The sequence below is a fragment of the Fodinibius sp. genome, assembly GCF_034521915.1.
Classification (GTDB): Bacteria; Bacteroidota; Rhodothermia; order Balneolales; family Balneolaceae; genus Fodinibius.
This window is the reverse complement of sequence record NZ_JAXHLU010000016.1, coordinates 1-13,468: the sequence shown is the minus strand read 5'-3', so window position 1 is coordinate 13,468 and position 13,468 is coordinate 1. Positions and strand designations below refer to the sequence as shown.

13 protein-coding genes are annotated in these 13,468 nt (G+C 44.3%); 5 read left to right on the top strand and 8 right to left on the bottom strand.

All coding sequences use genetic code 11. The features are described 5' to 3' along the window. Nucleotides 1-5: 5 nt before the first annotated feature. Nucleotides 6-1,100, bottom strand: coding sequence for a glycine cleavage system aminomethyltransferase GcvT (gene gcvT, locus U5J89_RS11225; protein WP_322575726.1), 1,095 nt, complete (start codon nt 1,098-1,100; stop codon nt 6-8). 457 nt (nt 1,101-1,557) lie between these two features. On the opposite strand from gcvT, the gene U5J89_RS11220 reads away from it, so the two are divergent. Then, entirely contained in the window at nt 1,558-2,712 is a 1,155-nt protein-coding gene (locus tag U5J89_RS11220) for an Mrp/NBP35 family ATP-binding protein (RefSeq protein WP_322575725.1), read from the top strand. A 158-nt stretch (nt 2,713-2,870) separates the two neighbouring features. Here U5J89_RS11220 and U5J89_RS11215 read toward each other — a convergent pair whose 3' ends face one another. The 4 genes from U5J89_RS11215 to U5J89_RS11200 form a co-directional block, all read right to left on the bottom strand. Further along, on the bottom strand, nt 2,871-3,326 hold the full coding sequence (locus U5J89_RS11215; RefSeq protein ID WP_322575724.1) for an SRPBCC family protein: 456 nt from the start codon (nt 3,324-3,326) through the stop codon (nt 2,871-2,873). Nucleotides 3,327-3,477: 151 nt separating this feature from the next. Beyond that, entirely contained in the window at nt 3,478-4,413 is a 936-nt protein-coding gene (locus U5J89_RS11210) for a formimidoylglutamase (RefSeq protein ID WP_322575723.1), read from the bottom strand. 1 nt (nt 4,414) lies between these two features. Next, a complete protein-coding gene (locus tag U5J89_RS11205) occupies nt 4,415-5,494 on the bottom strand; it encodes a calcium/sodium antiporter (protein WP_322575722.1) in 1,080 nt (359 codons plus the stop codon). 120 nt (nt 5,495-5,614) lie between these two features. Then, the gene (locus U5J89_RS11200) at nt 5,615-6,013 is read right to left on the bottom strand and encodes a VOC family protein (RefSeq protein ID WP_322575721.1); all 399 of its coding nucleotides are present in this window, start codon (nt 6,011-6,013) and stop codon (nt 5,615-5,617) included. A gap of 257 nt (nt 6,014-6,270) precedes the next feature. Here U5J89_RS11200 and U5J89_RS11195 point away from each other — a divergent pair, with 257 nt between their 5' ends. Further along, entirely contained in the window at nt 6,271-7,353 is a 1,083-nt protein-coding gene (locus tag U5J89_RS11195; RefSeq protein WP_322575720.1) for a hypothetical protein, read from the top strand. An 81-nt stretch (nt 7,354-7,434) separates the two neighbouring features. Here U5J89_RS11195 and hutI read toward each other — a convergent pair whose 3' ends face one another. After that, nucleotides 7,435-8,649 carry an imidazolonepropionase gene (gene hutI, locus U5J89_RS11190; protein ID WP_322575719.1) on the bottom strand — a complete coding sequence of 405 codons (1,215 nt, stop codon included), beginning with the start codon at nt 8,647-8,649 and terminating at the stop codon, nt 7,435-7,437. A gap of 194 nt (nt 8,650-8,843) precedes the next feature. Between hutI and U5J89_RS11185 the strand changes: the two genes are divergently transcribed. Continuing rightward, entirely contained in the window at nt 8,844-10,082 is a 1,239-nt protein-coding gene (locus U5J89_RS11185; protein WP_322575718.1) for a hypothetical protein, read from the top strand. Nucleotides 10,083-10,126: 44 nt separating this feature from the next. Here U5J89_RS11185 and hutH read toward each other — a convergent pair whose 3' ends face one another. After that, nucleotides 10,127-11,626: a histidine ammonia-lyase gene (gene hutH / locus U5J89_RS11180; protein WP_322575717.1), complete on the bottom strand. Its 1,500-nt coding sequence runs from the start codon at nt 11,624-11,626 to the stop codon at nt 10,127-10,129. A 120-nt stretch (nt 11,627-11,746) separates the two neighbouring features. Between hutH and U5J89_RS11175 the strand changes: the two genes are divergently transcribed. Together U5J89_RS11175 and U5J89_RS11170 are read left to right on the top strand one after the other, a co-directional pair. Then, complete coding sequence (locus tag U5J89_RS11175; RefSeq protein ID WP_322575716.1) at nt 11,747-12,406, top strand: class I SAM-dependent methyltransferase; 660 nt, start codon at nt 11,747-11,749, stop codon at nt 12,404-12,406. A 42-nt stretch (nt 12,407-12,448) separates the two neighbouring features. Further along, entirely contained in the window at nt 12,449-12,838 is a 390-nt protein-coding gene (locus U5J89_RS11170; protein ID WP_322575715.1) for a VOC family protein, read from the top strand. Nucleotides 12,839-13,031: 193 nt separating this feature from the next. Here the strand turns inward: U5J89_RS11170 and U5J89_RS11165 are convergent. Further along, nucleotides 13,032-13,468 (bottom strand): DUF456 domain-containing protein (locus U5J89_RS11165; protein WP_322575714.1); only part of this gene is annotated, 437 nt, incomplete at its 5' end.

The window sequence follows — 13,468 nt, the reverse complement described above, 5'->3', positions numbered from 1 at the left end:
ACTTTTTATTTTACAAATGGTGGCTTTGTTACTGCAGCCTCGGCTTTTTTGTTTCGGATCTCTACAAAAACTGATGATCCCTCATCACCGTGGTTAATATCCACATATCCCATAGCAATATTAGTACCCAGCGTGATAGAGCGAGAGCCGCTGGTTACAAAACCTATCTCATTATCCTCCTCATCAAAAATCGCGTATCCCTTGCGCGGGATAGAACGCTTATCATCAATAGTAAGGCCCACCAATTTTCGTGAAAGTCCTTCTTCCTTGGCCTTAACAAGCGCATCACGACCTATAAAGTCGCCTTTGTCTAACTTGGTGAGCCAGCCCATTCGTGCTTCGAGCGGATGCGTATCTTTTGTGATATCATTGCCATAAAGCGCAAATCCCTTTTCCAAGCGAAGGGTGTCCCTGGCACCGAGCCCGCAGGGTTCAATACCGAATTCTTCCCCGGCTTCCATAATTGCATTCCAGATCGCTTCAGGATCCACATGATCCTTATTGAAATAGAGCTCAAACCCCTTTTCACCGGTGTAACCGGTAGCCGAAAGGGTCACATCTTCATAACCGGCCAAAGTGCCCAGTTCGAAAGTATAGAACTTGATGGACGAAAGGTCTGTATCGGTAAGCTTCTGCAGGGTTTCCACGGATTTAGGTCCCTGCACGGCTAGCAAACACGTATCATCAGACAGATTAGTCAGCTCCGCATCAAACGAATTGTTCTCGGCAATCCACTCAAAATCTTTCTCGATATTGGATGCATTCACCACCAGGATATATTCATTCTCTCCCAGCATATATACCAAAAGGTCATCAACGATACCGCCATCTTCGTAACACATAGCCGAATACTGTGCTTTCCCGGACACTAATTTTGAGGCGTCGTTAATCGTCACATGCTGAATCAAATCCAGTGACTCATCACCCGTCACGTAAAATTCGCCCATGTGCGATACGTCAAACATCCCCACTTTTTCGCGCACGGCATTGTGTTCTTTGCGAATACTGTCGTACTGCACAGGCATATCAAATCCGCCAAAGTCTATGATCTTTGCTCCGGCTTGTTCGTGGATATCGTAAAAGGGCGTTCGTTTTAACATCGATTACTTTTGTTTTAGTGCGATTCCAGACTTCTTTTGGCTGATGATAGCTTTACTGTATTACACATCAATTTCCAGTCGACCAAAATACGGATTTCGCAATAGAATAGAGAATAAAATAGAACGCAAATTACACTCTTCGCTCAGCGTTGCAACTTCACCTCCCATTAATATTTCAATAAACCTAATCCCACGGATAAATCCGTGGTCTAACTACTATTTATCAAGTCCGCTTAAGCGGACTTACGGTACCTTCATTTAGCCTGATGATTCATCGTCAGGCTGTTGTTTACGTTCCGACGCCGAGCATCGGAACGAGATGTTAAATCGACCAATCCGCATAATATCCCTCCCTTGAAACCGAATTCTTTTACCATAGAAACCGTTTAACATCTGTGATTTAATCCTTATCTTTCAGGACTGAAAAATTTAGCCCAAACAGAACCCTTTTACCTCAATGGCCATTAATAAGCAACAAGTACGTACAGCACTTACCCACGTGATGCATCCTGAGATGGAAAAAGATCTGGTCACCCTTGATATGATCGAGGATATCATTGTTCAAGATTCGTTTATCACCTTCACAATTGATCTTCCTGAAAAAGATCCTAAGCTGGAATCCAAGCTTAAGGATATGTGCGAAGATGCGATTCGTAAATTCGTGGATAAAGATGCTGTTCTTGATATAACGACGGCCGTAAATATCTCAAAGTTTCGAAATAACGAGGACAAGGGCGAATTCCCGGGACAAGATCATCGAAAGAAAAAAGAGCAGCAGCAAGATCAGGATGAGGAAGTCCTTTCAGGCGTTAAGAATATTATCGCAGTTGCGTCGGGCAAGGGCGGCGTTGGGAAATCTACCGTAGCCGTAAACCTCGCTTGTGGATTGGCACGCACCGGCGCCAAAGTTGGCTTACTAGATACTGATATCTACGGTCCCAGCATTCCTACCATGATGGATGCTCACGGCCGACCCAATATAACAACCCAAAAGAAACTCATCCCCAAAGAAAAATACGGCGTCCGCTTTCTATCGATGGGCATGCTTGTTGATCCCGACCAGGCGATGATCTGGCGCGGACCGATGGTAACAAGTGCGGTCAAACAATTTATGAACGAGGTGGAGTGGGGCGAGCTGGATTATATGGTACTCGATCTCCCTCCCGGAACGGGCGATATTCAATTGACACTGGTACAGACCGTTCCGTTGACCGGTGCTGTTATCGTATCTACCCCACAAGATGTTGCGCTTGATGATGCCCGAAAAGGAGTGGCTATGTTCAAAAAAGTAAATGTGCCTGTATTAGGCATGGTTGAAAATATGGCGTACTTCATTCCCGAGGATATGCCGGAAAAGAAATATTACATCTTTGGCAAACACGGTGTTCGCAATTTAGCTAAGCGCATGGGGGCGAATTTTCTTGGCGAAATCCCGCTGGAGCAAAAAGTGCGCGAAAGCAGTGATGAAGGCAAACCTATTGTTTTGGGGGATATGCAAACGAAATCAGCTCAAAAATTTGTAGAACTCTCCAACAATGTGATTCAGCAGCTTGCAATTCGCAACCAAGAGCAGGATCCCACGGAAAAAATTGATATTAAAATTAGGCCGTAATAGCCTGAAGATGAATCAGCAGGCTAAAATAATAATAAGCTCGTTTAAACGAGCTTCCAATATCATTTAGTCCCCGGATTTATCCGTGATAATGAAAAAACTTATTCCAGCATCATAAATTATAGATGCTGAAACAAGTTCAGCATGACACAGCGTTTTTAATTTTCATTATAACGCTTATTCAGCACCTGCTTTCGGTATTCAAAAATATCCCGCAGCTTATTTCTGATCAGCAATTTATTCACAATTCTACCCAGTATCCCGTAAGGAGGCACGTAATTTACCTCATCAATCATCCTTACTCCCGATTCCATCTCCTCAATTTTATGGTGGTGATACCAAAATCGGTACGGGCCTATCCGCTGCTCATCGACAAACTCTTTGCCCGGAACAATATGCTTAATTTCGGTTACCCATTCCGAATGTCCTAACAAAGGTAGTTTTACATCATATTCTACCAGCAAACCATTATACATCTTATCCGGAATGTCGCTGATGATCGTAAAGTCGAGTTCCGGAGGAGTAATTGTATTAAGATTTGCCGGATGGGATATAAATTGCCATAGTTCTTCCGCAGAAATATTCAGGATCTGCTCTTGCCGTAATGTGTACATGAAAATCTTTTATATGATTGGGATCATCTGAGAGATAAGTACAAACCGATTATCCCTAACCAAAGGTTCCATTCAAAGATGAATAAGTAGGTCTCCGGAATTTCCAAAACTCCGGGGACCTTATCTAAGACATAAATTTATTCTACGTGTTCTATTCCCGCTCGCTTAATCCCAGCAAAAAATTCCAGATCGTGACCGCAGCCAGCTTTGCCGTTTGCGTATCACGGTCGTGACGCGGATTTACTTCCGACAAATCAAAGGAGGTGACCTGCTCGTTTCGTCCGGCCAAATACGCGGCGGTCAACCATAAATCGGAAGGCAAACCATTTACGCAAGGGGCACTTACGCCCGGCGCCTGAGACTGATCAACGGCATCCATATCAAAAGTGACCATCAACCGCTCGCTCTCGTGTTGATGAAATAATCCCGAAATGGAGGTGATATTGGTTTCATCTCTTAACATATATTCGCCGCCGCTCTCTTTTATATACTGCAGATGAGATTGTGCTACAGATTGGGGTTGCAATCCCGCTACCAAATACATTTCACAATCGTTTTCATGCTCTATAGCCTGGCGAAAAGGCGATCCGGAATGCGCTTGCCCATCTTTTAGGGGACGCACGTCTGTATGAGCATCTAAATTAAAGATTGCTGTTTTTAACCCTGCTTCAGCATATCCCAAAAAATGACCAAAAGCAGTTTCGTGACCACCGCCGAGTATAATGGGAATTGTTCCCTGCTCTAAACATCTTGCTACAACCTTACCCAGATTTCGCTGATCCTCCTCCACTTCGTAACGAATATTTATATCCCCTATATCTTTGGTGGCACCAATTAAATCTACAAAGGTACTATAGTTATCCGGATTGGGCGTGAGCTTATATAACAGCTCCCGAATAACCTCGGGGGCATCCGCAGCGCCAGCACGACCTCCATTTATGGTTACCCCTTTATCCGATGGGAAACCAATAATAACTGCCCGGGGCGTATCATTCTTTCCGAGATTCGATTCAATTAATTGACCAATTCTCGGATCGTTATCTGCTGTTTTAGGGATATTTATAGATACTTCTTTTAATAGTGACATTTTAAGAAACCTTTGTTCCGTTTTTCCATTCTCTGACCAACATAAAAAGCCCCGTAATTAATGTCATGGGCAATACAAACCATCCCATAGCAGCATTAAAATAAGGCAGCAAATGATGTTCGGTAGCTGTTAAAACCAAATATACCGTAAAAGCAATATAGTATCCCAAGAAGAAGATACCCTCCCAGCGGCTGATCAAACTGCCCGTAATAAAAATAGGCAAACATACAAGAGAGGCTGCAATCATCACGGGGATATCAAATCCAACTACCCCCGGCTGCACCGCGATGCCACCGGGCAGCACTATGGCGGTTAAACCAATTATGCACATAATATTAAATAAATTGCTGCCCACGATATTACCGACGGCTAAATCACGTTCTCCTTTTATACTTGCCAGTATCGATGTGGCAATCTCGGGCAGAGAGGTTCCTGCGGCAACGATCGTTAAACCAATAACAAGACTGCTCACTCCCAGATATTCAGCAAAAGTTACGGCACCGTTAACCAGCCATCGGGCTCCAATTACTAAGAGGACAAAGCCGGCAAAAACAAATCCTACATCCCAAAGCCAATAGCGACTTTTTGATGCGTCGGTTTGGGTATTTTCATCTTTTAATTGGGCATTGTGCTGTTTTCGAGCGTCATAAATCAAAAACCCAATATATGTTAATAGGGAAATAAACAGGATCCCCCCTTCAACCGGGCTTATTGCTCCATTCCAAGCGAAAAAATAAAGCAGGATTGAAGCCCCAATCATCAGTGGAACATCAAGCTTAATTAGATTCTTTGATATGATTAATGGAGCAAGTATAGCTGAGATCCCTAAGATAAACAGCACATTAAAAATATTGCTGCCAATCACATTGCCTAACAGCAGAGCATCTTCTCCGGCAATCCCCGACTGCAAACTGATGGCAAGTTCCGGAGCGCTGGTACCAAAAGCTACCACCGTTAATCCAATAACGAGTGGGGTCATACCCAAGCGACCAGCCAGCGCGGATGCACCACGGACCAGCAGTTCGGCTCCGCCAATTAGTGATAAAAGTCCAGCAACGAAAAAGAGTATCGTAGTAATCACAACAAACGTTCTTATAGCTAATGATTCCGTTAATACTAACGATACTATTTCTTTAACAAAAAAATGCTGCCAACTTTTTGCCGGCAGCATTTTTTATACTCAGCAATTTACTTTTGTTAACTAATGCTCAGAATGTAGGGCTATGCGATTACCTTCTGTATCCTCGATAATAGCCATATAACCATAGTCATCGGTTATTAGGGTCTTTTTCTGAAGCACATTACCACCACTTTCTTGTACTTTATCTAAGACTTTTTGTAGATCTGGATTAGCACTGATATATACGAGTGTACCTTTATGGCTGGGTTTATAAAACTCCTTGTGTTCACATATTGCTCCACCCACTCCTCCTTCCTGAACAGGAAACATGGTCATCTTCAGATCATTATCCATCTCCATATCTTCCATCTTAATATCAAAGATAGACTCATAGAACTTCTTTGCTCTGCTCAATTTCTTGGCAGGAATTTCAAACCAAGCAACAGCGTTCTTCATCTTTCTCATTGTTTTGGGTGCCATAATACTCTCCTCTTTTAGGTTAATTGCATATTGTATGTACAATCATAACTTTTATTGATCACTTTCATACACAATCAAACCCGATATTACAACAAATTGCGATCACCCACTACCAAAATGTGACGAATAAATCACTGTTTTTTTAGGGATACAAACATAAAACCTGTTAGGCGTTGTTGGTCAATGTTTTTTGTGTTCATCTGGTTAAAATTATTTTACCTTAAACAATACACTTTTTCTATTCAACATATTCAGTCATGCATTTATCTAATTCCGGCTTCTTTCCCACTGTACTTTGCACACTGTTATTTTTGGGATTCAGCAGCGCAACTGCCCAGCAGCAATCCACGAGTCCCGAGGATCTCTCCCTGGGCTCTATCAATTTTCCTACGTCTGCAAGCGGCAAAGCCCAGCAAGAATTTCTGACGGGAGTACTGGCGCTACACAGTTTCTGGTATCCCGAAGCTCGTACGCACTTTCAGCGGGCGCGGGAACTGGACCCCCATTTTGCCATGGCTTATTGGGGTGAAGCGATGACCCACGACCATCCGATCTGGAAACAGCATAACCAAGAAGCCGGCCTTAAAGTATTACAACAGCTGGATCGGGAAATTAAAAACGAAGATATTAAATGGTCGGGTCGTAAACAGGCGTACATCGAGGCTATTCGTATTCTCTATAATAATGAGCTCAGTATGGATGAACGTCGGAAAAAATATGCACAGGCGATGAAACAGCTGTATAAACAATATCCCAGTGACGAAACGCTGGCATTTGCGGCCTTGGCATCGATGACCGTTCCCAGCCATAATTATAGCAATCCCGATGTGCGTGATGTAGTTCCTATCGCTTCAAAACTCGAGCAACTTTACCAGCGAAATCCCGAGCATCCCGGGGGCATGCACTACCTGATCCACTTGTATGATAATGAGAAATTTGCCGAACTCGGCTTACGTCCCGCCCACGACTATGCGAATGTCGCTTATTCCTCATCCCATGCCATTCACATGCCCAGCCATATTTACAAACAACTCGAAATGTGGGATCGCGTTATCAAGTCGAATATAAGCGCTTGGCAGGCCTCCGTGGACTGGCAAACAAAGACCGATCGTCCGCTCAAAAACCGCGACTTCCACTCTTATCGCTGGCTATTCGAAGCCTATTTAGAAGTTGCCAATTTCGACAAGGCGTGTGATATTATTAACAACACCCGAAGTATGATGGGCAAGGCCAAAGACAAGAATCAAGATGTGGGACGAATGCCAGAACTGCTGGAAAATTTTGTCGATCAGTACAACAACAGCGCCGGCGAAGGTGCACCGGCCTGCTCATCCCAATAAAGAACCGATAGACAGGGTATTCGGGATTAGGATTGGTCTTTAAACCCTGAAAGGGTTCTGAACCCTTTCAGGGTTTAAGCATTAATATATTTTCTCTCCTTTCCCAAAGGCTCCTGTACAATTCGCCCCCTTGTAATGATACATCCAAAAGTCGGGATCGGGAGCATCAATAATTGCAAAATCAGCAGATTTTCCTTTTTCGATAGACCCAAGGTTAACATCCCTATTAATCGCCTTGGCTGCATAGATTGTAGCTCCCTTTAGCACTTCTGCAGGACTAAGTCGTCCCAGATTACAGGTCAACATCATTGCCAGCGGAAGATCATAGCTGGGCGCCGAGCCGGGATTAAAATCCGTAGCCACCGCCACATCTACACCGCCTTCAACCAATCGGCGACAATCCAAAAACTCCTCCTGCGTATAGAGAGATGCCAGCGGCAGCGTCACGCCTACAACACCGGCTTCTGCCATAGCCTCGATTCCTTTATCCGAGATCTTTTCGAGGTGATCCGCACTGGCAGCCTCCAGCTCCGCGGCCAGTTCAGCTCCTCCACACGAGGTTAGCTGATCGGCATGCAGCTTGGGCGTTAGTCCCGCTGCTTTTGCAGTCCTAAGAATACGTCGCGACTCATCAATCGTAAAAGCAGACTCCTCGGTAAAAATATCGCAAAACTCAGCTACACCTTCCTCGGCCACCCTCGGGATCATCTCCTCAATCACCAAATCGATATACGCCTGACGATTATCTTTGTATTCCGGGGGTATCGTATGTGCTCCCAAAAAAGTGGGAATAATATGCATCGGTTGATCTTCGCCCAATCGTTGATATACGCGCAGCGTTTTTAGCTCATCCTCCACCGACAACCCATAGCCACTCTTGCACTCAACGGTGGTAACCCCAAGCTTAGCCATTTCTTTTAAAAATCCGGATGCTTTTTCATAGAGTTCATCTTCACTGGCCTTTCGTGTCTCCCTAACCGTCGACAGGATTCCACCACCTGCTTTAGCAATTTCGAGATAGCTTTTACCCTGCACGCGCATCGCAAACTCATTGGGACGCCATCCCCCAAATGCAAGATGCGTGTGACAATCAATGAGACCGGGAACCACCATTTTCCCATCGGCATCAAACGCATCTTCATTCTTAAATTCTGAAGGTAGATCCGATTCCTGCCCTACCCACGAAATGGTATCATTTTGCCAGGCAATAGCCGCCTCTTTTATTGGATGGATCTCCCCCTGCTGCCCTTCATCTTTACAAGTTGCTAAAAACCCGATGTTTGTTAATACAGGCATATTTTTCTGATTCGTTAGCCAAATTTTTTATTTCTAAATCACTGTCATGATAATAACAAATAGTCCCATTTATTAGAAGATTCAAACATGACTATATCTCGCTTTCTATGTAGCTTATCTATTATAGTTTGTTATATAACAAAGAGAGGGTAACACAAAAATATTATAAGCGGCTTTTAAGGAGTGAGAATATTATGACTTATTTAATCAGCAAGAGGTTCCTATTTCTATTCATCATAGCTTTTATTCCAATCTTAGGTTATTCGCAAAATTATCCCGGATATGAATTTCGAAATTTCAGCCTCACTTTTAACGGTGGTGCAAGTCTGGGAGATACCAATAGAAACGAATACTTCTTGTCGAGTAATTTCAGCACAAATACAAAAGACACTTACTCATTTGGAGGCGCCCTTCAATATGCCTTAACTCCGGCTTGGTCACTCGAACTCGGTTATCAACGGACGAATATTAAAGGGTTAGATACCCCTTTTGAGACGCAGATGAATATGATCTCATTTAAAAATATTATTAATCTCAATCAACTGCTGTTAATTAACTTAATTACCGAGCGCATAAATCCCTTTTTAACGGCCGGTGTGGGATACGACCTGTATAACTACCGAAATCCCAATGAGAAAATTTATTACCATAACTCAAGCTATAATCTTGGAGCCGGGATCGCATATAAAATATCGAATACCATAGATCTGTTTACTCACTACGATTTTCATATTGGATCAAATGAAATGGATAACGAAACCGAAGGCTGGGGATCTGATCTAATTAATTCACTGACCGGAGGCATTCGTATTAACTTTGGAAAGCCGAATGCTATTCATCCATCATGGAAACCGTTCCCAATGGATTTAAGCCGTTCGGATTATACGGCTATCATGGCACAGGGCGATCGTATTAAGGCATTGAGTAACAAAGTTGATGAAATAGACAAGCAAAACAAGGAAAACCATCAACAATTCGATATTGCTATCGACAAAAATAGATCAGAAATTGATTCTCTGAAAATTCGTATGGACCGACTCGAGCTACGGTTAGCTGATCTTGAAATGGCTCTTTCCAAAATACAGGGACAAATTAATCCCATTACAGTAGACCAGAAAACCGGTTTGGCTGAGCTCCTCCCGGCCGGACATTACGTGCAAATATTTGCCACCTATCACTTGCCGATTGCGCAACGGGTTAGAAATTATGCAATAGATCGACTGGATAACTCCCTACAAGATGTCGAAGAAAAGATTTTCATCATCAAGCGAAAACAGTATTACGAGGTTTTAATTGGCGTCTTAACCGAATTCAGTGATGCGTCAAACATCCAGCAAATCATGACCGACTTTCACGAAGATGCCTATATAATTTCCTTTCCACGGCCGGTTAATCTACATATTGATTTTGAGGATTTGAAGGTGGTGCACTAATCTTAAAATGATACGGTGATCCGTATCCTTTTTTACTTAGTTATTTACGACAGTTGTGCAAGCTTCGTTTCTACTTCCTCAACCATACTTCGGTTCTCCAGCAACTCTACCGCCTTGCTGATGTCATCCTTAAAATAATGATCCTCCTCGGCATGCGGTATAGCATCGCGAATAAATTTATGGGCAATCTCTACACCCTTACCCGGCCTTAGCGGCTTGCGAAAGTCAAGCGCCTGCGCCGCCGTAAATAACTCAATCGCCAGCACCTGCTCCACATTTTGATACACTTCCAGCAGCTTCAACGCGCTGATACTGCCCATACTTACGTGATCTTCCTGTCCGAGACTGGTGGGAATAGAGTCCACCGACGAAGGGTGACACAGCACCTTATTTTCTGATACCAATGACGCCGAAGTGTATTGCGGAATCATAAATCCAGAGTTGATACCTGTCTCCTCCATTAGCAATTCCGGCAATCCATCATGACCTTCGAGCAGCAAATATGTTCGTCGCTCAGAAATACTGGCCAGTTCTGCCAGCGCAATCTTTGCGTGATCAAGTGCCAATGCCAGCGGCTGACCGTGGAAATTTCCCCCGCTGATGATATCCCCGTTTTCAAAAACCAGCGGGTTATCCGTTACCGAATTCAACTCTGTTTCAACTGTTTTTTGGCAATAGCGCAAACCATCGCGGCTGGCGCCATGCACCTGAGGCACACAGCGCAGACAGTACGGATCCTGTACTTTCCCACAATCGCGGTGCGATTCCAAAATTTCGCTCTCAACCAGCAGATTGCGCACATTTTGGGCCACTTCCTGCTGTCCTTTATGTGGACGAATTTCGTGAATGCGCTCATCAAACGGCTTGATACTTCCCTGTAGCGCCTCCAAACTCATCGCCGCAATCAAATCAGCGCTCTTCAACAAACTGATTGATTTCTCGAGCACATAAGCTCCATACGCTCCCATCTGCTGCGTACCATTGATCAGCGACAAGCCATCCTTCGGCTGTAGATCGATAGGTTCCAGGTCATGCTCGTTCAAGACTTCTTCGGCGGCAATAGTGTCGGTGCCTTCCTCATTCCAAAATAATCCGTATCCCAGCAGCGGAAGCGACATATGAGCCAGTGGAGCCAGATCGCCCGATGCGCCCACGCTCCCTTTTTCAGGCATGGCGGGTATCAGGTTGTGATCGGAAAAGTAAATGAGCCGGTCGAAGGTTTCTTCAGAGATTCCGGAGTTGCCCAATCCCAACGCATGGATTTTAAGCTGTAGCATTAACCGTGAAATATCTTTAGGGATAAGTTCTCCAACGCCCACCGAATGCGATAGCACTAAATTACGCTGCAGCTGCTTGAGCTTTTCACCACTCACTCGCTTATTAGCTAGAGCCCCAAAGCCGGTATTAATACCATACATCGGCTCATCGCGGTTGAGTGCCTTATCAACTATTGATCTTGCACCTTGAATGGGAGACTTATCCTCTTTTAGATGGGCGATACTATTAGAAAGGTCGTTATATAAATTGGCTATCTCTATTTTCACTGTGCTGAGATTTTCTTTCCCGGTAATTTAGCTAAAAATACGAGGTCTGTAACCTCATCCCAACTGCAATTTTTGTATCTTTAGTTTAAAATTTCAACAGTTAAAACAACATTCTGCCCCTTGTTACCCGACACCTGCATACTTTGCAACAGTTCTGACATTACACATTTCTATGAGGACACTTCCGAACACTATGCCTCAGATTACTACCAGTGCCAAAATTGCCGACTTATTTTTGCCCCGCCCAAAGATCGCCCCGACCGCAATGAAGAATTTGCCCGCTACGAAACGCATGAAAACGATCCCGAAGACGAAGGCTATCGCAATTTTCTGAGCCAGCTTTTTGATCCCTTAAATAACTTGCTGGAACCGGAAAGCTATGGACTCGATTTCGGGTCGGGTCCGGGTCCCACGCTCAATATTATGTTTGAGGAAGCCGGGCACCAGATGCGCATTTACGACTCGTTTTATGATGATGATCCTTCTGTATTTGAGGAAACCTATGATTTTATTACTGCCACCGAAGTTGTTGAGCACCTGTTTAATCCGGGCCAAGAATTAGATCGGCTGTGGGGATGCCTGCGTCCCGGCGGCTACCTGGGCATTATGACCAAAATTGCAGAAGACGACATCGATTTCTTTGCCGACTGGCATTACCGGCTGGATATCACACACGTTACTTTTTATACCAAAGAGACCTTTCGCTGGCTGGCCGATCACTGGAATGCCTCGGTCGATTTTCCCGCTGACCGGGTAATTATTTTTCAGAAACCTGAATAAGATTGTTATTGCTTTTAATACTCAAAGATATTCATCTCTATTATGCCTGACTTATCTTTTGATCACTACACCATTAAAGTAGCGGATCTTAAAACAAGTGCTTCTTTCTATAGCGATGTGCTCGGTCTGAATGAAATTAAAAATCGTACGGAAAAGCCCCATATCCGGTGGTTTTCCCTGGGCAACGGTTGTGAACTCCACGTGGTAGAGGGACCAACGGAACAAATACAGACCAACGTTGGCGTACATCTGGCCCTTAAGCTGTCTGATATTGACGCTTTTATCGATCAGCTGAAATCACACGGCGTTACTCCTCATAATTCAAAGGGTAAACCCGAAAGTATTACCACCCGGGCCGACGGCATTCGCCAAGTCTATTTCCCCGATCCCGATGGCTACTGGATTGAGGTCAATGAGGCGTGCATACTTTAACATTCGTAACCCTACAAACAGCATACGGTTTGCTTCAGATATATCCCGATCATGTTACTGGCGTAAGCAAAATTTGATTCAAAGGATTAGTAAACCTCCAAAAAAAACAATTCTTTCCTTCTGCTGAAGGTGACAGTTCCTGAAATCCAGAAAATCGGGTTCCGGCAAGTTCCGGATGACACCTACTGATGATTTAGAACACATTCACTACAAAATAATACCCCATCACTCCGCTGGCGATCACTTTCATCACCGTATTGACCAGCAGTCCGGCGAATGATCCAAGGGCAGATCTCAGCGCACGATCCGAGGTTTTTCCACCGACGAGCTCTCCCGCAAACGCGCCAGCAAGCGGTCCGATAATCATGCCGAAAGGTGGAAAGAAAAAGACCCCGATAAACAATCCTACCAAACTACCCCAGATACCGTAAGCTGAACCGCCGAATTTTTTTGTGCCGTAGGCGGGAATCACGTTATCCAGCAGCATAATCGCACCGACAATAAGCGCCCACACAATAAGAAAGGTGGCGGTAAATGGCTGAGAGGCCAACTGCAGCACTAACAATCCGCAGTAGGTAATGGGCGTGCCGGGCAACACGGGCAGAAATGAGCCCAGAAATCCGGCAACAA